We start from the raw sequence: 20,183 nt of genomic DNA on the forward strand, positions 1-20,183 counted from the left end.
AACCAATTTTATGCCCCCAGAAGGTGCCACCATGCGTTTCACTATAAAGAATGGAATTTTAATACTAAGCAACACCCTAGAAGACTCCCTGCCCATCGCGAAAATTCCAACCATCCCACAGCCGCAGATAAATCCAAACTTCGCTTATAATCGTGAACTTCAGCAGCTCCTTACCGGAAAACAACTCCTCCTTGATGATATCCCATTCACTCTCGATGAAATCCAAACACATTATCAAAATGGATATGTTACATACCGGCAACCAATTGTTTACAAAGGAAAACAGCCCATCTGTGCTCGGTGCGGCAACAAGGAGCCACAATGGTTTGCAACCTTTCCATGTTCTCGATGTGAAGAAACCTGCCTTTATTGCCGCCATTGTCTCATGATGGGGCGGATCAGTGCATGTACACCGTTACTCGGCTGGAATGGTCCGGTGCCTGACACCATTTACCCTACGAAGATATTAGAATGGGAGGGAACGCTCTCAGAAGGGCAAACAGTGGCGTCGAATCAGGTGGTGGAGGCAATCCATGGAAATCAGGAGCACCTCATTTGGGCGGTCTGTGGTGCGGGGAAAACTGAGGTCCTATTCGCCGGAATCGAAGCGGCTTTAACAGCCAAGAAGAGAATCTGTATCGCCACACCCAGAACGGATGTCGTCTTAGAACTCACACCAAGACTAAAAGCGGCATTTCCTAACATAACTGTGGCCTCCCTTTATGGCGGCAGCGAGGATCGACATCTTTTTGCCCCGCTGACAATTGCCACCACCCACCAGCTGCTTCGTTTTTACCAAGCATTTGACACCATCATTTTGGACGAGGTTGATGCCTTTCCATATACCGTGGAGGAATCGCTCCAGCACGCCGCTACCCAGGCGCGCAAAACCACATCCGCGATGATTTATCTGACTGCAACACCGAATCAAAAATGGCAAAGTGAATGCCGCGCTGGAAAAAGAGCCTACACAACCATTCCCGCCCGATTCCACCGCCACCCGCTGCCGGTGCCCGAATTTGTTTGGTGCGGAAATTGGCAAAAACGACTGCAAAAAAACAAACTGCCCCAAAATGTCATTGACTGGATTCAAAAGCGACTCCGGGCTGATAAACAAGCCTTACTCTTTTTTCCGCATATTCCTTTGATGGAAAAAGCCCTCACCATTCTTCGACGGATTGCTCCAAACATTGAAGCTGTCCATGCCGAAGATCCTGACCGGAAAATCAAGGTGCAGAAGATGCGGGCAAAAGAAATTCCATTACTGTTAACAACAACCATCCTTGAGCGTGGTGTAACATTTCCAAATATCGATGTTGCTGTCATTGGAGCAGAAGATACCATTTTTACCGAAAGCGCCCTTGTCCAAATTGCCGGAAGAGCAGGGCGGAGCAAGGATTATCCTGATGGGGTGGTGACATTTTTTCATTATGGAAAAACAGACCAGATGATAAAGGCAAGGAGGCAAATTGTCTCGATGAACCGGGAAGGGGTTAGGAGAGGGTTGCTTGATCTATAAAAAGGAGCCAAAAAAATGAATCTATTCCAACAAGACCATTGTCTAATCTGTAATAATGTAATCCATCCTGACATAGGGTGGAGAGCCATTTTTTCCACTGAAGAAGAACATTTCCTTTGCACTAAATGCAAATGGAACCTTGAAAAAATTGAAGGCGAAACCTGTCGGATTTGCTGTCGGCCATTTTGCCAACTTGACGAGAAATTTCGCAAGGGGGATTTGTGTAATGATTGCTTCCGCTGGGAGGGGGATCCGGAGTGGCATGGATTTCTTGAAAAAAATCGATCACTCTTCCTCTACAATGAATTTTTAAAAGAAGTAATTGCGAAATTTAAATTTCGCGGGGACTATGTATTGGCAAAGGTATTTTCAGTATTTTTTAAAGCAGAACTCACAAAAATGAGCCCGGATTTACTTGTGCCGATTCCATTGAGTATGGAACGGCTTTATGAGCGCGGGTTTAACCAGGCAGTGGCACTCCTGAACGAATCCGGCCAACGCCCCTCGGAAATACTTACCCGGGTACACTCAGAAAAGCAATCGAAAAAATCAAGGTCAGAGCGAATTCATCTGCCCCAAGTATTCAAACTCGCCGCAGAAATTAATTTACAAGGAAAAAGGGTTGTCCTAATTGATGATATTTACACAACCGGATCCACACTAAGGCACGCGGCGAAGGTTTTAAAAGCGGCAGGAGCAGCAAGCATCCAATCGCTGACACTTGCGAGGTAGTGAAGGAGGGGGCAGAAATACCTGCCCCTCAACTGGGTCAACTCTTCATCTGAAGTGCTTTTTGCGCATTTTCGATATCATGCCCCAATAAGAGCCCTAAATCATATGCCGGATAATAGCCGTGCTTGTGCATATAATTAAAGACTCTTTCATGCCCATGGATTGCACCCATCAGCTGATTGGTGAAGGTTTTTCGTAACGAAGGTGTGGCTGTTTCGGTAATGGCGGCAGCGAGATTTCGGACCAATGTTTTCGAAAGGCCATGCAGATCTGCGGCAAAAAAGCCCATGTCTTCACGTAAATCTTCTTCCTCCCTTGCTTGATAGCCCTGTGCTGATGGATAAAATTTAAGCAGTTCTCTTAGGTTTCCATCAAGGTCGTGAATACACTTTTTGTAAAGTTCTTTAAGCTCTGGGTCAGTTACTTTTTTAATGGACATTTTCAGCTTCATTAATCCCATCGATTGGAAGGCAGTCAATTCGTGCAATTCTAATGTTTCATGCCAGGCCAGCAATTTTCGTTCTTCGTGCTCCATATAATGAAATCCCCCATTCGTTTTCACATCCATTTACCCTATTCTGGATGCATATTAGTGGCAAATTGTCCTCCTTAATATTATAATAAATATGAACAACCATTCATTTTAGTAAATATTACCTATCGATGTCAAAGGTGGTGTCAAACATTGTCACTATTTACCTGATGTATTTGTCAATAATTCGACAAAATTTTTGTTCTGATTTAGCAGGATAATCATAGGGTAAAATAGAAATGTATACACAAGCCTTAACAAAAGGAGGAGTCCACAAATGAAATATAACGTTCGTGGTGAAAACATTGAGGTAACTCCAGCAATAAGAGAGTATGTTGAAAAGAAAATTACAAAATTGGAGCGCTATTTTACTGAAGCACCAGATGCTAATGTAAATGTGAATCTAAGATTCAATCAAGATAAAACGTCCAAAGTAGAGGTAACGATCCCTCTGCCACAATTAGTTTTACGTGCTGAGGAAACAAACGTAGATATGTATGCTGGGATTGACTTGATTACTGACAAGCTAGAGCGCCAAATTCGCAAACACAAAACAAAGGTTAACCGTAAGTTCCGTGAAAAAGGCGAATTCCCAATAACATTTGCAGCAACTGAAAGCCCAGAAGTGCATGATGTGGATGAAGATGATCTTGAATTAGTTCGTACAAAACGCTTCGATTTGAAACCAATGGACAGTGAAGAAGCGATCCTGCAGATGAATATGCTCGGTCATAGCTTCTATGTATTCAATAATTCAGATACTAACCGTACAAATGTTGTTTACAAGCGTAAAGATGGCCGTTACGGCTTAATTGAAGCGCAATAATAGGAACGAGAACGCCGCTCCAGTATGGCTGGAGCGGCGTTTTTTTGGAAACATGCCTTATTTTTAATATATTATAGTCATCAGAATCTCCTGTATCAAAACCATAAAAGGTTTATAGATTAAGATTTTGATAGTAAGTTTCAAATTCCCAATATATCCAAGGCACTTATCTACGTATCTTGGGTCGTTATTCTACAAATATTCAAACGATAATGATAAATTTGAGTTAATTATCTACAAATTCCCACCATTTATCAACAGTTATACAAAACCCATCCCCAAAAAAAGAAAGCTGGCGATTTGCTCGCCAGCCCTCCACTATGGTGCTCCACAAAATTTGCGGCATTCATTTCACTCTTAAGCCGTATTTACTTCGCCGCCCCACAGCAGTTCTTATATTTCTTGCCGCTGCCGCAAATACATGGGTCGTTGCGGCCGACATCAATTTGCTTCACTTTTGGTTTTTTCTTAACAGGTTCGCCGTCTTCTTTCGGATTCACCGCTTGACCTTTTGCGACTTCTTCACGCTCAAGATTGTTGCGAATCTCAGCCTTCATAATGTACATGGCTGTCTCATCCTCGATCGATTGAATCATCGCTTCAAACATTGCGAAGCCTTCATGCTGGTATTCACGAAGCGGATCGATTTGTCCATATGCACGTAAATGAATTCCTTGACGCAGCTGATCCATTGCGTCAATATGATCAATCCACTTAGAGTCAACTGCCCTTAGTGTCACAACCTTTTCAAATTCGCGCATTTGATCAGGATAAAGGATTTGTTCCTTCTCCTCGTAGCGCTCCTGCACTTTTGCGTAAATGGCATCGACGATTTCCTCTGGATCTTTGCCCTTAAGGTCATCCACGGTAATGTCACCTTCATGAAGAAGGGTGGCATGGATATATTCGACAATCGCCTGGAGGTTCCATTCTTCCTCATCCTCATGACGTGATGCATGGGCATCAACATTACGCTGAATCGAGTTAAGAATCATTTTTTGAACAATTTCGCGAAGGTTTTCAGATTCTAACACTTCATCACGCTGGGAGTAAATAATTTCACGCTGCTGACGAAGAACGTCGTCATATTGCAACAGCTGTTTACGGGCATCGAAGTTGTTGCCCTCGACGCGTTTTTGCGCAGATTCAACAGCACGAGATACCATCTTACTCTGAATTGGCTGGGAATCATCCATTCCAAGCTTTTGCATCATCGCTTTCATATTGTCTGAGCCAAAGCGGCGCATCAGCTCATCTTCCATTGATAAATAAAACTGTGTGACACCAGGATCCCCTTGACGACCGGAACGTCCGCGAAGCTGGTTATCAATCCGTCTGCTTTCGTGGCGTTCGGTACCAATAACCGCAAGGCCGCCAAGTTCAATGACACCTTCACCTAGTTTAATGTCTGTACCACGGCCGGCCATATTGGTCGCAATCGTTACGGAGCCCTTGTGGCCTGCTTCGGCAATGATTTCAGCTTCGCGTTCATGGTTTTTCGCGTTCAAGACATTGTGGTGAATACGTTTTTTGAATAAATAGGTTGAAATTAACTCAGATGTTTCAATCGCAACTGTACCAACAAGTACTGGCTGCCCCTTTTGATTTCGTTCCGCAATATCCTCGACAACGGCGCGGAACTTGCCGTCCATCGTAGAGTAAATTAAATCGGCGCGGTCATCACGGGCAATGGGTCTGTTCGTAGGAATCACGATAACATTCATATTATAAATGTTACGGAATTCTTCCTCTTCCGTTTTAGCGGTACCCGTCATACCGGCTAATTTTGAATACATACGGAAATAGTTTTGGAACGTAATCGTTGCCATCGTCATGCTTTCATTTTGAACTTCGAGGCCCTCTTTCGCTTCAATCGCCTGGTGCAAGCCTTCGCTGTAACGGCGTCCTTTCATTAAACGCCCAGTAAACTGGTCAACAATGACAATTTCGCCTTCCTGCACGACATAATCGATATCGAGGTGCATGCTGACATTCGCTTTTAACGCCTGGTTAATATGATGGTTCAAGGTCACATGCGACATATCAAAAAGGTTTTCAATCCCGAAAGCTTTTTCAGCTTTGCTGATGCCTTCTTCTGTCAGCATAACGCCCTTCGTTTTTTCATCATACGTATAGTCGGTATCCTTTGTCAGCATCCGCACAAAGGCATTTGCTTGGATATAAAGAACAGCCGATTTTTGCGCTGAGCCGGAAATAATCAACGGGGTCCGAGCTTCGTCAATTAAAATCGAGTCAACCTCGTCAATAACCGCATAAAAAAGCGGGCGCTGGACCTTTTGCTCTTTATAAAGAACCATGTTATCACGAAGGTAATCGAAGCCAAATTCGTTATTTGTACCGTACGTAATATCGCAGGCATAGGCAGCTTGCTTTTCATCCTTATCCATGCTGTTCAAATTCAAGCCAACCGTAAGTCCTAAAAATTGATATAGTTCACCCATTTCGGTCGCGTCACGGCTTGCCAAGTATTCGTTGACCGTAACAACGTGAACACCTTTACCCGAGAGGGCATTTAAATAAACCGGCATGGTTGCGGTTAACGTTTTACCTTCCCCGGTCTTCATCTCGGAAATGTTCCCTTCATGGAGAGAAATACCCCCCATCAGTTGAACATGGTACGGATATAAGCCAAGCACACGTCGGGCTCCCTCGCGGACAACCGCAAATGCTTCAACAAGAAGGTCATCCAATGTTTCGCCCTTTTGATAACGGGCCTTAAACTCTTCTGTTTTTTCTCGAAGCTGATCGTCTGTTAACTTTTCTGTTTCAGCTGCAAGGACATCAATTTTCGCTGCAAGCTTGTCTAACCTTTTCAGCTCGCGTTTGTTCAGATCAAATACTTTATTTAAAATCCCCATCATCTGATGAACGCTCCTTTTTATCGAGACTAAAAAATCACTTTTTTAAAAATAAGAAAGTATAAATTTTGACTTTGAGAAATGTCCAGCTCCAGTGCCCTAGCGGCTAGTGTCCTTCGCTCTCCGCCCTACGATAAGTCAACATCGAATCGCCTCCGGCTCTTCGTGTTTCCTTTATTTCAGTTGGAGCGCTCCAGGCCATACGCCGCTGACCAGGGCGCTTGCGCTTTTCTTGTCAAAAATATTCGATAATTTCCCTTATCATCTTACCATTTCCACATTACAGTGACAACAATGGAAGCAAGGGAGCAAAAATTGTCATTCTACTATTATATATCAACGAACTTTTAAACCGTTATCGAATGTTCGATTTTTTGTCAAATATGACAGACTTATGGCATTTTATCTGAGAATACAATTCAGTCGAATGACATGGCAATAAAACTGAATATTGAATGAATGAATATCTGATATTTCGCATAAAGATACATTTATTTCTTTGTTTACACTATATGAATAGTAGTAATCTATCCCTTTAATAACAACGTTTTTATGTTGTTATTAGGGGAAAGCGGGACTTTTGTCTGTATGAAAAAATATTCACAAATTGTACATTGGAATATACTCTCACAATGTTAGATACTACCTTTAGAGAGGTTAATATGGAACATAAATAGAGAAAGAAACCAAAATGGGAAGGGTGAGTTAAGTGGCCATTTGGGGGAAAAAGAAAGATAAAGATAAAGATCCCGAAACGAGAGAAGATAGAAAAAAAGTTGGCCTGATTCGTGGACTATGGCAGAAATTCAGAGGTATAGACTGGAAGAACCCGGTTAACAGGTGGAAATTACTATTCGTGTCACTTGTTGGCTGTATCGTTGTTTTCGGCGGGGGATATGGAGTACTTTCCTTAACCAACTCGCCGTCATTCTGTGCTAGCTGTCATGAAATGGCACCAGAGTATTCAACGTATACAGCAAGCGCCCACAGCAACATTACATGCGTTCAATGTCATATCAAACCTGGGTTCGTCAATATGGTAACCCACAAAATGAAATCGATGAAAGAAGTGTACTACCATGTAACTGGAGTTCCTGAACAAATTGTTCAAACCGAAGAAGAAGCTATTTCAAATGAAAACTGTTTACAATGCCACTCCAAGAACCGCCTTGTCACAGCATCCGGTGACTTGAAGGTTAACCATAAAGGACATATCGAAGAAGGCATTCCTTGTATTTCCTGCCACGCAGGTGTTGTTCACGCTAAAATCGTTAGCCGTGGTATCAATACAGAAGAAGTCCGTGGACATTGGACAAAGGAAACTGCCGAAAAATTAATGGAAAAGAAATACTTGAGACCTAATATGGGATCATGTATTGACTGTCATGACAAAGTAAATAATGGCGAAAAGCCGTGGGAAGATGTTGCCTATAACGTCCCGCCAAATCCGGAGGAAATGGAGAAAAAACTCGAAGAAAAAACAAAAGAAGCATCAGGTGAAGCAGCAAAAGAGGGCGAAAGTAAAGAAGTAGACGCTGCTGTCCATGATGAAAAAACCCAAGCAATCATTTTACAAGCCATTGGTAAGCAGAAAAAGGATGCTAAGATTTCGATGGAATGTAAAACATGCCATAAACAAACAGAAATTCCTAAAACACATAAAAATGTCGATTGGAGCAATAATCACGGCACCACAGCAGTTAAAGACCTAGATAAATGTGTGAACTGTCACCAGGATTCTAAATGGGTTAGAGAAATTCCAAAAGAAGACATCATGTCCCTGCTAAAAATGGGTGATCAAAAGACAAAATATGTACCTAATATGACCCTTGTTAAAGAACAAGCAAGAACGAATAAATTCTGTAGCGCTTGTCACGCTGATCGTCCTGATAGTCATGGAGAAAGCAATCAATGGCTGACAAGTCATGCTGACAAAGCAAAAACAAATGAAATGAAAGCAGAATGCTTTGTCTGTCATGATCGTGAAAAACCAAAAGCTGACGCTGCTGAGCACAAAGCACCAACAGATGTTTATTGCCAATATTGCCATCGAACTGGCTTTAAAGACGATGTTAAAAACTAAGAGATCAAATCTGGGGGGACGCTTTTATGGATGAAGATCACAAACACGACCTGCCGGCCCCTCCTCGTTATCGTTATAAGTTAATCAAATTTGTGACTCTCGCACTGTTTTTTATCGTCGTTTTCCTCTCACTTGGGTTCTCTGGGCTAAAGGCAACCTCTAGCTCAGAGTTTTGCTCATCGTGTCATGAGATGAAACCTGAGGTCTTTACGTGGAAAGCCTCTACCCATAGTGAGGTGGATTGTGTAAACTGTCATACCGACCCAGGGATTAAGCAGATAGCGAAGGATAAAGCAGACGGAGTTATAAAGAATTTACGAAATGAAGAGGATACAACGGCAGCCATAATCCGCATGCCAAAAGAAATTCCTGATAGTGCATGTGAAAAATGTCATAATATTTCAACACGTGAATTTACACCATCAGGGGACATCATTATTCCCCACAAGCAGCATTCAGACAAAAAAATAAAATGTACACAGTGCCATAGCAGCGTTGCCCACGGCAAAATAGCCGATCGAAACATGACCTTTAAGACCGACTATGATAAATGGGACAGCAAGGTTGGAAAGGCAGCGATGGCGGATTTGAAATTTACCCGGCCAGCGATGGAAACATGCATGGATTGTCATATCGCAAGAAAAATTACAACGGAGTGCAGTGCCTGTCATACGACTGGGATGGTTCCAAAGAGCCATAAAAAAGCGGACTTTAAAACAAAAACACATGGCATCGTAGCCAAAACTGAATTAAAGGATTGCAATTCATGTCATAAGTACATGTCAACTGCACCACTGCAAGGATATGAGGAAGCTTCAACAGTTGATAAGTATTTAAATCAGGTAAATAGCGATAAAACCACTAAGAACGAGCACACATATGCAAAGGAAAATACATTTTGCCAAGCTTGCCATAAAATACGGCCAGAAAGCCATACGAAAACATTTATCGGTAATCATGGAACAGAGGCCGGTAAAAACGAACAAAAATGCTATACGTGTCACGACTCTAATAGAACAAATACATCGAGTAATAACACTGTGAATTGTTCAACCTGTCATCAGATGAAACATCTTACTAATTGGCGTAAAGGTCACCCTATTCCTGTCGATAATGTTAAGAGACCGGAAGCAAGATGCTATACCTGCCATGTCGAAAAAACCTGCACAAGTTGTCATAAAAATTAATTGTGAGGAGGGTACTTATGGAAGCACAAGAATTACCAATGATAGAAAAGCCTGAACCATCCAAGGAAACACGAACGAAAAAAAAGAATGACCACTTTACTAAACTACAGGGATTATCACTTATCATTGCTGCGTTGCTTATTAGCTTGATTGGCGGCTATTTTATCAGCGATAAATTTATTTGGACGAATAAAGACCAAAGCAGGATGGACGAACAAATTGCTTATTATGAAGGCTTAGTTAATAAAGAGCCAAATAAACCGGAACACCGAGTTAATCTTGGTTATGCTTATCATTTGAATGGCGAAAATGACGATGCCGTTAAACAATTATTAGTCGCAATTGATTTAGATAAAAAGAATGTTGGGGCATACTTCAACTTGGGACTTGTCTATAACGATGAGAAGCGCTATGACGATGCCCTTAAACAGTCTAAAAAGGCTGTTGAGCTGGCCCCAAAAGATTATAAGGGATATTTGTTAGAGGGAATGGTTTATCGCAAGCTAAAAATGTATACGGAAGCATTAACATCTCTACAAGAAGCAGATAAACTTATGCCAGTTAATAATGATATTATCTTTGAGATTGGGAGAGTTGCAGAGGATCAAGGAAAGGTTAAAGATGCCGAGGAACTTTATAAGAAGGCACTTAGCTATGACCCTCTATATAAACCAGCATCTGAAGCTTTAACAAGATTAGCAGCAAATAATAAAGATAACAACTAAAAGGAGATGACTAGAATTGAAAAAGTCCACTGTATATATTTGGATGAGTGCAATGGTTGTGCTTTCCGTAGCCCTATTCTCAGGCATCACCTTTTTGGATTTAGGGTCAACAATAAAACCAATTGTGGCCGCAGCGAATCCAGTTGGAGGGAAACCGGAATTTAGACAGTCTTTTTATGGAAGCTTTGAGGCCCCCCTTAATAAACCAATGGATGTTGCTAAGATTGGCGAGCTGATATATGTAACGGATACAAAGAATAATCAGGTACAGGTTTTTGACCAATCAGGAAATAATGTACTGAAATTTGGTAAAGCAGGAACAGAAAAAGGGCAGTTTCAATTTCCGTATGGCATAGCAGGCGATAAAAACGAAAATATCTACGTGGCTGACCTGTATAATGGGAACATTTCTATTTTTAGTCCAAAAGGAGAATTTATTAATTTCTTTCCGGATCAGGAAAAAATCATTAAAGCTCCTGGGGGGCTCAGAATCTACGATGATAAATTATATGTCACTGATATAAAAGAAAATAAGCTGTTTATCTTTAATCTAGATGGCAAAAAATTAATGGAAATCGGAGGTCCAGGGCAAGAAGAAGGCAAATTCATTGCTCCTAACGCAGTGGCAGTTGACAGAGACAATCAAATTTATGTAACTGACTCCGGAAATAATCGGGTTCAAATTTTTAATAAAGATGGGAAGTTTATTAAAATTATCAATGGTTCAGAAGATGGAAAGGGTTCACCTATATTCGTTAACCCAAGAGGGATAGCAGTCGATTCAAAAGGCACAGTTTATATTGTAAGTAATATGTCACATAATATCTATGCTTACGATAAAGATGGAAATGAAGTTGAAGTGTTAGGTGGCATGGGAACAGATAACGGGCAGCTTTACCTGCCAAATGGACTGTTTATAGATGAACGAGGTGCATTATATGTAACAGATACAGTTAACCAAAGAATCCAGGTCTTCTATTAATTCCAATGTCACTTAAGGGAGGTGGTGCCTGAAAGTAGGATTATGGTTTTTCATGCTTCAAGTTTCAAGGTAACAGAGACTAAAGAGAGAGAGAGAGAGAGAGAGAGAAAATTTTGGGAGGTTTTAGATATGAGTAAGATCAAATTAGGTTTTTCTGCACTGCTTACGCTCGTTTTATTAAGTGTGTTTGCTGCGTTTGCGTCCGCAGAAGGATCAACAGCTTTCGATCGAAATACTACAAATCCAGCACCTGGAATTAATGTGGGTGACGTTGATAGCTATGGTAACCCAAATACGCACAAAACGCATGGGAATTTTCAAAATAATACCAACTCATGTGCTAACTGTCATAGTACCCATAACGGGAGCAGTGCAACTTTACTTAAATTCCAAAGTTCGGAATATGATATGTGCGTATCCTGTCACGATGGAACAATGGGCTTTTATAATGTATTAGAAGGCTCAGGTGCTGGAACTTTCAACACAACTCATGACAGTTCTTCCATGCACAATGTTGGATCAGGAGTCAAAATTGGGTCGGCACCTGGTGCATTCTCAAATAAATCAACAGGAGAATTAGAATGTTCCAGCTGTCACAATCCACACGGATCTGTCAATGACAGATTGTTAAAAGAAGCTGTACTTGGAACGACATCGTTTGCTTCAGATGTTACTAAGGGAACAAAGGCCATCACTCTTGATTTGACACCAGATCCTGCTTTTGCAGATATCAATGCAAGTACATCGAATTCTGGATTAGTCATTACAAAATCAACAGGACCTAACAATACATCTAAAGTAAACTATTCAAAATTCTGTTCAGCCTGCCATGATGATTATATCCAAGGAAGCGGCAAACTTCGCGCTGACGGACATTACACACATACAACAAACAGCAGTTCTGCCGGTAGAAACTGTGCAGCATGTCACTTTGCACATGGTACTGACATTACACTCCTTAAAGATACACAAGGAAAAACGATTGCTGATTATATGAAACCAGTAGACAAAGGCGGAAATGGCTGGTCTGAAGCAAAAGCGAAAGCCTACATGAAAGATGTAAGCGGCAGCGGTACTTCATCGCTTAAGAAATACACAAATATGGCTGTATGCTGGACATGTCACCAATCATCACATGCTCTTGATACTCAACAGCCTGCTAATGAATTCTTAACAGATGGGGTCGATAGAAACGGCAATCCAATTAAGATATTCAAAGGAAAAAATGATATTAAATAAAAAAAGCTAACCAATAGTCCTACATATTAGTTAGCCCAGCAAAAATGAATAGTCAATAAACTAGGTAGTAATATTCGTTATTACTGCCTTGTTTTATTATTCCAGCCTGTTGGAAAATTGTCAAAAATATTTAACTTAACAAAGAAAATTAATGTTTATTCAGTTGATATAATAAATAAAGAGCCTTTTTAAACTTAATTATGTAAAAAAGAAAAGGATGAATATCATGAAAAGGATGAACTACAAACGAAAGTTAATTTCATACGTTGTTATATGGAGCGTTTTTATCGGTTCCCTCCTTTCATATTCTCCTGATAACATTGCGCTTTCAGCATCAGGTGTTCCGGAAATAAAGATTTTAACGCCGGATTTAGGGGCAGTGTTTAATGTTTCAACGGTTGAATTTACGGGAAGAATTTCCGATGATCTCACTACTCCAGACAAACTTCCAGTAAAAGTATTTGATACTCTGGGTGATTCACAACAGCCTATTGATATAACAGGTGAGGGAAAGTTATCGATTACACTAGAGGATAAATATGCTGACTTTTCCTATTCAAGAGATTTCAGTGAAGGGGCTCATACCTTAACATTTGTCGTGACGGATGAGGATGGTGTCAGTAACAAGGTTGATCAAGCCTTTACTGTTACGCTAACTGGTAAAGAAGAGGTGAATGGTACTTCACCAGCAACCGTTAATGAGGCGGTAACAAATCCAGAAAAATCTTCTGTTGAAGAACTCGGTACGAGTCAACCCTCCGCTGAAGCAACTGTTGCAAGTCTGCCTGTTGATGATGTAACAGGTAAAAGGCCCTATATGTTTAAAATGTTTCTTATTCCCAAAGATGCTGAAGATAAATATGTACCTGGAAATACCGTACCAAGCACCTACCTTCCGGCCGAGGATATGACTCGCGTTCCTTTGGGATATCAAATATTAATCGAAGTAAGAAGTACTCAACTATTAACTAAAACTCAACCATTGATAACGTTTTTTGGAGATATTACAGGAACAGAAAAGTTAGTAAAAACAACAAAGATATCAGATGAAATCAATGCATATGTATATTCATTTACACCTGATAAGCAGTTTAATCCCGGTACAACCTATTCTGTTTATTTAAATCCGAAATTCTCGAATGATTTGGGGAATGAAATCATTCCTAGATTCCTTAAATTTACAACTGTCAGTGGGAATTATGAAAACTATGAATTTCCTGCAGGCAAAGGAAATGATGTAAGGGATAAAGACTATATCCATGGCCCGTTTTCTAATGTAACCAATGCTTGTTCCTTCTGCCATAGCACCCATAATGGAAAGACACCAACGCTTGAAGGCGGAAAATATGGTGCTAAAGCCAATAATTTGTGTATGGCTTGCCATGATGGAACGAATGGATCACCAAAGCTAGAGAGCAATATGGATAACAATAAACATTATAAAGATTCAAGTGTTTCATGTACCAGCTGTCATAATCCGCATACTCCAGGGACGAAAGAAAATCCAAACAGTTTCCATAGTATTGAAAGCCCGGACAGCAATGGTAGTCACTACAAAGCTTATAACAAAGCTAGTACTGCTAAAGGTAATGCGGATGATTTCTCGTTATGTTTAAGCTGCCATAATGGTATTAGGGATGAAACAGGTAAAGAGACTTCGAATATTAAAAAATATTACACTGATGAAACTCTATTGGTACAATCAGTTCATAATTTGCAAGCAACCGAGGATAGCGGCAGTAAATTAAATGGTCAGCTTCCTTGTGCTGAGTGTCATGAGACTCACGGTTCAGATAATCTTTTTAACTTAAGAAGAGAATTAGGGAATAAACCCGCCTTACCTACAGAAAATCAATATAAGACAATTGGGACCACATGGAACGAAAAAAACGAACGGAATTTTTGTTTGAATTGTCACAATGTAGGTGCTGAGATTTATGGTAAAAAGGCAGTAATTGATAATACAATTTCAGGTCATCAGGACGATAGTAAAGCTTGTTCTGAATGTCATAGTGACCAAACAAAGACATATAAAAGCTTTAGAGAAAAGTCGATGAGTGCAGCCCATGCACCGTTCCGGGGTGTAGCCCCTTCAACAAACCCATAAACAAGGAAAACACGAGAGTTTAAAGAATTCTCGTGTTTTCTTATTTTAAGATTTATTTCATCTTCAACCACTCCTGCAGCCCGTCAATCTTCCTCCATAAATGCAGGTGCATATCGGCATAAACAATCGCTTCGTTTTCATCACCAAAACCATAATAGTCAGGGGGATAGGCGGGAAGCCGTTTTTTTCCGGTAAGGTAGGCAATTACATGTTTGTTCACTGTTTTTGCTGCTTTCAGAAGCATTTCAGCCTCCTTTGTGAAGCTGTTCTCGTGCAGCTCGAGCAAAAGCTTATTATATAAGAATTGCGCCGAAGCCTCCTCATATTGTTGGAGCAAATTACCTGCTTTTTTATATTCTTCTAAATCTACATAGGCGACAAATAAAGAGTAACGAACCCCTTGGTTATCCATCGGATTTAACTCGAGAAGTTCTTCATACTGCTCCACAGCCTCATGTTTTTTTCCTAACAGGGAGAGTGCCTCGGCAAAGTGAAGTTTTGCTCGCATGAAGGGTCTTGTTTCTATTAAGCCCCAGAAGTACCCGGTGTTTTCTTTGAAAAAGGACTTGCCGAGTTCCCTTTCCCCTGCCTTAATTCCTTTTTCATAGAGTAAAATCGCTTCTTCAAGGCTGTTTGTCCTTTCAGCCAGGATGACATAGGCATCGATACAATTGGGGTTCAGCTTTAATGCTTCTTCTGCAAATTTATAACGCTGTTTCCCATCTGACTTATATGCATCATAGATTAAGTTTCTTGCCCGTTCTTCATCTCTCCGGGGAACCTTCCGAGCCGTTTTTTTATGCGCATGATCCGAGCTGGTTAGTGTCTGGACAATAGGTCCTGTTCCTTCATGTCTTTCCTCGTTCATTGAGCCACGATTTTTAGGAAATGGAATAACGGGTGCTTTATCTTTAGCCGGCATATCAGAAGTCTCATTTACACCATATACAAGGCCCATTAATTCGGCAATTTCCTCAGCTAATTCCGATTCAAGCTCTGAAACAATGGAGGAAATACTGCCGGCTGAAACGCTGTATTGCTTTGCCAATTCCTTTTGGGTAACCATTTCTTCCATCGGAGCGATCGTTGACAGCAAATAATGAAGTGCTGCTACATAAATATTTGGATTTTGGATCCGTTTTTGCTTTTTTTGGCAAAAATTCATCCAAAGAATAATGCCCGTGTCCACGACTGGAGGGGGGAGAAGCAATTCTAGCCTCTTCTTGAAGAGATCGGCCACTTCTTTATAAATAGGTGCCGGCCAATCCATTTCATCCACTTCAAGCAGGCCGCCTACCATTGGCAGTTCACTTAAGACCTCCATAAAAAAATCAGTCAAATACTCGTGTGGGGAATCGTAATCAGCGTCAAGGCTGCTATCTTCAATGTAGGAAAAAGCATGTTCAGGTTTGAGTTCAGGTAAATCAAACGGTGATGGGAAAAAGACATAACTTTGCTCGTATGGAAGAATGATACCAATAAAGAAAGAGCCCTCTTCAATCGTGACCGGTACATTGGTAATGACGGTCTCCAGTTGTTCCAAGTTGAAGCCATCTTCGACCCTCAGCTTGTTATTTTCAACACTCAATACCTTTCCGGCAATCGTTCTGGCAGATGTCCATGTTTGTAAAATTTGCTTCAGCTTAGGGCGCTTAATTTTCCCACCTTCAACCGTGATAAATTTTTCAATAATTGTTTTTCCATCATCTAATCCTTCAAAAAGGGAAAACCAAATGGCATGAATCAGCTCATAAAACTCCTGTTCTTGCTCATTTTCGATGTCAATTATTGTTTCAAGAATTTCAAAGTCTTCGTGTATTTCATTCCCATAGTGGTAATAAGCAAAATGAAGAAGTTGTTTTTGCAGCTCGTCAATTTCGTTTTCAATAATTTGGGTGATGGAAACAGCCTCACTCTCCCCACAGCACTTTTTATACTTTTTTCCACTCCCGCAAGGACAAGGATCATTACGATTTATTTTCTCCATCTCACTCGCTCCTTTTTATGGTTTTATCTCTTTTAACCATTATTCCATTTGCGCTGCCCGTCCTGAAATTCAAAAACAAAACGGTATGTATTCATTATGTATCGATCAGTTGACTTCATAGGTGATACTTCCATAGTTATTCTTCTTTTATAGTACCATTTTTGACAGATCGATATATATAAATACTATGGAAAATTGGTGGATTCTTGCGTAAGATGCAGGACTGTTTCAAATCCCTGCTGATTGAAGTTTCACATTCCCCCATTATCACGCTATAATGAAAAAGGAACTGACCAGACTTATTTAGAATAAACTACTAAATGGATTTAATTTTAAATTTTTATAGAGGTGAAGGAAATGGAAATAGCGGAAATTCGTAATGAACTTGAAAAAACAGCTAAGAAACTAGCGGACTTTAGGGGGTCTCTTTGACCTTGAAAATAAAGAAGCCAGAATCGCTGAACTAGATGATATCATGCTCCAGCCTGATTTTTGGAATGATCAGGAGAAAGCACAGCTAGTCATCAGTGAGGCGAATGGCTTAAAAGATCAGGTAAATGAGTTTGTCGAATTGAATGACTCATATGAAAACCTGGAATTGACCTATGAGCTTATCAAAGAAGAAAATGATGAGGAATTAAGGGCGGAACTGGAGGAAGAACTCCAGCAGTTAACAGGCCGCTTGAATCAATTTGAACTTCAGCTTCTCTTGAGTGAGGAGTATGATAAAAATAATGCGATTTTGGAGCTTCACCCTGGGGCTGGAGGGACAGAATCACAGGACTGGGGCTCGATGCTCCTACGGATGTATACCCGCTGGGCGGAGAAAAAGGGCTTTAAAGTAGAAACACTTGATTATCTTCCCGGTGATGAAGCCGGAATTAAAAGCGTGACACTAGCGATTAAGGGCCATAATGCTTACGGTTATTTGAAAGCGGAAAAGGGCGTACATCGCTTGGTACGGATTTCGCCGTTTGATTCTTCTGGCCGCCGTCATACATCGTTCGTATCCTGTGAAGTGATGCCTGAGTTTAATGAGGAAATTCAGGTAGATATTCGGACAGAGGATTTAAAAATTGATACGTACCGTGCCACTGGTGCGGGTGGACAGCATATCAATACCACGGATTCGGCCGTTCGGATTACCCATTTACCAACAGGGGTTGTTGTCACATGCCAATCAGAACGTTCACAAATTAAAAACCGCGAGTCAGCGATGAAAATGCTTAAAGCTAAGTTGTATCAACGAGAAATTGAGCGGCAGGAACAAGAACTTTTGGAAATCCGCGGCGAGCAAAAGGAAATCGGCTGGGGGAGTCAAATCCGTTCCTACGTTTTCCATCCATATTCGATGGTAAAGGATCACAGGACAAATACCGAGAGCGGAAATGTTCAAGCCGTCATGGACGGAGATTTAGATCAGTTTATTAACGCTTATCTGCGTTCAAGAATTTCGTAACTAGATGAAAATAGTAAAGCCTTTGTCGACCCATTCGGCAAAGGCTTGATTTTTGGGATTTATTGCCGATCATGGTGAGAAAACGAGGCACGTGATTAATGTTAAATGTCTATTCCTTTTTTGAAGATGTTTTAATGTCGAATGGGGGTAATTCAATTACTTCATTAATAATGCCAAGCATTGTTCCATTTCTGTCCAGTTTATCTCCAATATGACGGAGATGACTTCGAAATTCAGAGGCATGATTGTTAACCGTATTCTCTAGCGAGTAAATGCTTTCTTCCACCTTCTCTAATCGCTGGTTCACCCCAACAAACTGCTGGTCCATGCTATCGAAACGCTGGTCCATTGCTTCGAATTGCTTGTTTATTTGTTCCATCATTTGCTTCAACAATTGCTCCATTTATTCCACCTCCTTCTCAACAGATTATACCATAATATGATAAGATTTTTGGTATTCTATTTGGGCAATAATTTATCAAATTCGCTTCCTTATGAAAATGAGGTCATTGGCAAAAGCTAATCTTAAATTTAGCCCTTTACCACGTCACTTTACTGCCATTTACACCATATTTTTCCCATGCTATACTCACTTTCGGTTAAAAGAAATTATAGTAGAAGAAGGAATTTTTGAGGAGAATATCGGTATGAATATTTTAAGCAATCTTACACAAACCTTTCCGAAAACGAGCGTGGCAATTGATTATCTTTTTGTTCTGATTGGTGCCGCAATTATTGCCCTGTCGTTTAACGTGTTTTTGCTCCCTAACCAGGTGGCTTCAGGCGGCGTTAGCGGAATCAGCACCATTCTAAAAACAGTGGTTGGATGGGAGCCGGCCTATGTCCAATGGGCCTTTAATATTCCTTTATTTATTGCCGGTGTCGTATTATTAGGAAAGCAATTTGGCGTGAAGACACTTGTTGGTACGATTTTTTTACCGTTTGTTGTTTTTTTGACAAAGCATTTGGAGCCATGGACTCATGACGCATTGTTAGCTGCTTTGTTCGGGGGAATTGGCGTGGGACTTGGCCTTGGGATTGTGTTCCGGGGAAAGGCATCTACCGGCGGGACAGACCTTGCTGCGCAGATTATTAATAAATATACAGGTTTTACACTTGGCAGATGCGTGGTCATGATCGACGGATTGATTGTCCTAACGGCCGCCATTGTTTTTGATATTGAAAAGGGATTGTATGCATTAATTGCCCTGTATGTGACAAGCAAAACGATTGACCTTATTCAAGTCGGGTTTGGCCGATCCAAAATGGCAATGATTATTACCAATAAACAAGAGGAAGTTCGTGCAGGAATTTTGAATAAAATTGACCGTGGTGTGACAAAACTATCTGCATATGGTGGTTTTACTGACCATGAAAGGCCGGTTCTAATGTGCGTGGTTGATCAAACTGAGTTCACAAAATTGAAACAATTGGTCAAAACCCTTGACCCATCTGCCTTTGTGGTCGTTATGGATGCAGCAGAGGTTCTAGGTGAGGGTTTTAAACGCTCATAGTCACTGGTATAATAACACAGTGGTGGTATTTATTTCTGAAAGGGGATTAGTTATGAAGAAAAAGCTACTAACATTGCTGCTGGGAACTTCCCTAGTAATGGGTCTTGCTGCTTGTGGGGGCGGCAATGATAACACAACAAAAGATAAAGGCAACGGCGGTGGAACCGAAACGGCTTCAGCAGGTGATGCCCAAAAGATTTACGATCAAAAATGTTCAAGCTGTCACGGCGGCGATCTTAAGGGTGCAGTTGGTCCAGATTTAACAAAGGTCGGAGCAACGTACTCCAAAGATGAAATTCTAGATATAATTAAAAACGGTAAAACCGGTGATAAAGGCACAATGCCTCCTGGGATGGCCTCTGGCGATGACGCTGATAAAGTGGCAGACTGGCTTTCAGGGAAAAAATAAATA

Annotated in this window: 16 protein-coding genes; 12 read left to right on the top strand and 4 right to left on the bottom strand. The window is 40.9% G+C overall.

Translation table 11 applies throughout. The features are described from left to right. Positions 1-31 precede the first annotated feature (31 nt). The gene (locus ACIQXV_RS19260) at positions 32-1,519 is read left to right on the top strand and encodes an ATP-dependent helicase ComFA (protein ID WP_402961184.1); all 1,488 of its coding nucleotides are present in this window, start codon (positions 32-34) and stop codon (positions 1,517-1,519) included. A 15-nt stretch (positions 1,520-1,534) separates the two neighbouring features. After that, a complete protein-coding gene (locus ACIQXV_RS19265; RefSeq protein ID WP_402961186.1) occupies positions 1,535-2,251 on the top strand; it encodes a ComF family protein in 717 nt (238 codons plus the stop codon). 37 nt (positions 2,252-2,288) lie between these two features. Here ACIQXV_RS19265 and ACIQXV_RS19270 read toward each other — a convergent pair whose 3' ends face one another. Next, positions 2,289-2,786, bottom strand: a complete 498-nt coding sequence (locus ACIQXV_RS19270; protein WP_402961188.1) for a spore coat protein — start codon at positions 2,784-2,786, stop codon at positions 2,289-2,291. A 274-nt stretch (positions 2,787-3,060) separates the two neighbouring features. Here ACIQXV_RS19270 and hpf point away from each other — a divergent pair, with 274 nt between their 5' ends. After that, a complete protein-coding gene (gene hpf / locus ACIQXV_RS19275; RefSeq protein WP_402961190.1) occupies positions 3,061-3,609 on the top strand; it encodes a ribosome hibernation-promoting factor, HPF/YfiA family in 549 nt (182 codons plus the stop codon). A gap of 368 nt (positions 3,610-3,977) precedes the next feature. On the opposite strand, the gene secA is transcribed toward hpf, so the two are convergent. Next, complete coding sequence (secA, locus tag ACIQXV_RS19280; protein ID WP_402961192.1) at positions 3,978-6,491, bottom strand: preprotein translocase subunit SecA; 2,514 nt, start codon at positions 6,489-6,491, stop codon at positions 3,978-3,980. A gap of 706 nt (positions 6,492-7,197) precedes the next feature. On the opposite strand from secA, the gene ACIQXV_RS19285 reads away from it, so the two are divergent. The 6 genes from ACIQXV_RS19285 to ACIQXV_RS19310 all read left to right on the top strand — a co-directional run bounded on the left by ACIQXV_RS19285 (position 7,198) and on the right by ACIQXV_RS19310 (position 14,811). Further along, positions 7,198-8,571 carry a cytochrome c3 family protein gene (locus ACIQXV_RS19285; protein ID WP_402961194.1) on the top strand — a complete coding sequence of 458 codons (1,374 nt, stop codon included), beginning with the start codon at positions 7,198-7,200 and terminating at the stop codon, positions 8,569-8,571. Positions 8,572-8,597: 26 nt separating this feature from the next. Continuing rightward, complete coding sequence (locus ACIQXV_RS19290) at positions 8,598-9,758, top strand: cytochrome c3 family protein (protein ID WP_402961196.1); 1,161 nt, start codon at positions 8,598-8,600, stop codon at positions 9,756-9,758. 17 nt (positions 9,759-9,775) lie between these two features. Beyond that, complete coding sequence (locus tag ACIQXV_RS19295; RefSeq protein WP_402961198.1) at positions 9,776-10,483, top strand: tetratricopeptide repeat protein; 708 nt, start codon at positions 9,776-9,778, stop codon at positions 10,481-10,483. A 16-nt stretch (positions 10,484-10,499) separates the two neighbouring features. Continuing rightward, positions 10,500-11,465, top strand: coding sequence for a 6-bladed beta-propeller (locus tag ACIQXV_RS19300; RefSeq protein WP_402961200.1), 966 nt, complete (start codon positions 10,500-10,502; stop codon positions 11,463-11,465). A 129-nt stretch (positions 11,466-11,594) separates the two neighbouring features. Then, positions 11,595-12,704, top strand: a complete 1,110-nt coding sequence (locus ACIQXV_RS19305; protein WP_402961202.1) for a cytochrome c3 family protein — start codon at positions 11,595-11,597, stop codon at positions 12,702-12,704. A 226-nt stretch (positions 12,705-12,930) separates the two neighbouring features. Beyond that, on the top strand, positions 12,931-14,811 hold the full coding sequence (locus ACIQXV_RS19310) for a cytochrome c3 family protein (RefSeq protein WP_402961204.1): 1,881 nt from the start codon (positions 12,931-12,933) through the stop codon (positions 14,809-14,811). A 52-nt stretch (positions 14,812-14,863) separates the two neighbouring features. Here the strand turns inward: ACIQXV_RS19310 and ACIQXV_RS19315 are convergent, their stop codons facing one another. Then, positions 14,864-16,798 (bottom strand): SEC-C metal-binding domain-containing protein, encoded by a 1,935-nt coding sequence (locus tag ACIQXV_RS19315; protein WP_402961206.1) that lies wholly within the window; start codon positions 16,796-16,798, stop codon positions 14,864-14,866. A gap of 357 nt (positions 16,799-17,155) precedes the next feature. Between ACIQXV_RS19315 and prfB the strand changes: the two genes are divergently transcribed. Beyond that, positions 17,156-18,257, top strand: a protein-coding gene (prfB, locus tag ACIQXV_RS19320) for a peptide chain release factor 2 (RefSeq protein ID WP_402961207.1) whose coding sequence is annotated in 2 segments (ribosomal slippage) — positions 17,156-17,227 and positions 17,229-18,257 — 1,101 coding nt in all. Because the reading frame shifts where the segments join, the coding sequence is not laid out codon by codon here. 109 nt (positions 18,258-18,366) lie between these two features. On the opposite strand, the gene ACIQXV_RS19325 is transcribed toward prfB, so the two are convergent. Then, positions 18,367-18,660, bottom strand: a complete 294-nt coding sequence (locus ACIQXV_RS19325; protein WP_402961209.1) for a hypothetical protein — start codon at positions 18,658-18,660, stop codon at positions 18,367-18,369. 244 nt (positions 18,661-18,904) lie between these two features. Between ACIQXV_RS19325 and ACIQXV_RS19330 the strand changes: the two genes are divergently transcribed. Then, complete coding sequence (locus ACIQXV_RS19330; protein ID WP_402961210.1) at positions 18,905-19,771, top strand: YitT family protein; 867 nt, start codon at positions 18,905-18,907, stop codon at positions 19,769-19,771. 52 nt (positions 19,772-19,823) lie between these two features. Further along, the gene (gene cccB, locus ACIQXV_RS19335; RefSeq protein WP_402961212.1) at positions 19,824-20,180 is read left to right on the top strand and encodes a cytochrome c551; all 357 of its coding nucleotides are present in this window, start codon (positions 19,824-19,826) and stop codon (positions 20,178-20,180) included. Positions 20,181-20,183 lie beyond the last annotated feature (3 nt).

It is taken from the genome of Neobacillus sp. NPDC097160, assembly GCF_044762155.1.
Classification (GTDB): Bacteria; Bacillota; Bacilli; order Bacillales; family Cytobacillaceae; genus Neobacillus.

Bases quoted from the DNA above. Each gene is read 5' to 3' on its own strand.
- ACIQXV_RS19310 (WP_402961204.1), top strand. From the start codon at position 12,931: ATGAAAAGGATGAACTACAAACGAAAGTTAATTTCATACGTTGTTATA.
- cccB (WP_402961212.1), top strand. From the start codon at position 19,824: ATGAAGAAAAAGCTACTAACATTGCTGCTGGGAACTTCCCTAGTAATG.
- ACIQXV_RS19270 (WP_402961188.1), bottom strand. From the start codon at position 2,786: ATGGAGCACGAAGAACGAAAATTGCTGGCCTGGCATGAAACATTAGAA.
- hpf (WP_402961190.1), top strand. From the start codon at position 3,061: ATGAAATATAACGTTCGTGGTGAAAACATTGAGGTAACTCCAGCAATA.
- ACIQXV_RS19315 (WP_402961206.1), bottom strand. From the start codon at position 16,798: ATGGAGAAAATAAATCGTAATGATCCTTGTCCTTGCGGGAGTGGAAAA.
- secA (WP_402961192.1), bottom strand. From the start codon at position 6,491: ATGATGGGGATTTTAAATAAAGTATTTGATCTGAACAAACGCGAGCTG.
- ACIQXV_RS19330 (WP_402961210.1), top strand. From the start codon at position 18,905: ATGAATATTTTAAGCAATCTTACACAAACCTTTCCGAAAACGAGCGTG.
- ACIQXV_RS19260 (WP_402961184.1), top strand. From the start codon at position 32: ATGCGTTTCACTATAAAGAATGGAATTTTAATACTAAGCAACACCCTA.
- ACIQXV_RS19265 (WP_402961186.1), top strand. From the start codon at position 1,535: ATGAATCTATTCCAACAAGACCATTGTCTAATCTGTAATAATGTAATC.
- ACIQXV_RS19305 (WP_402961202.1), top strand. From the start codon at position 11,595: ATGAGTAAGATCAAATTAGGTTTTTCTGCACTGCTTACGCTCGTTTTA.
- ACIQXV_RS19325 (WP_402961209.1), bottom strand. From the start codon at position 18,660: ATGGAGCAATTGTTGAAGCAAATGATGGAACAAATAAACAAGCAATTC.
- ACIQXV_RS19295 (WP_402961198.1), top strand. From the start codon at position 9,776: ATGGAAGCACAAGAATTACCAATGATAGAAAAGCCTGAACCATCCAAG.
- ACIQXV_RS19290 (WP_402961196.1), top strand. From the start codon at position 8,598: ATGGATGAAGATCACAAACACGACCTGCCGGCCCCTCCTCGTTATCGT.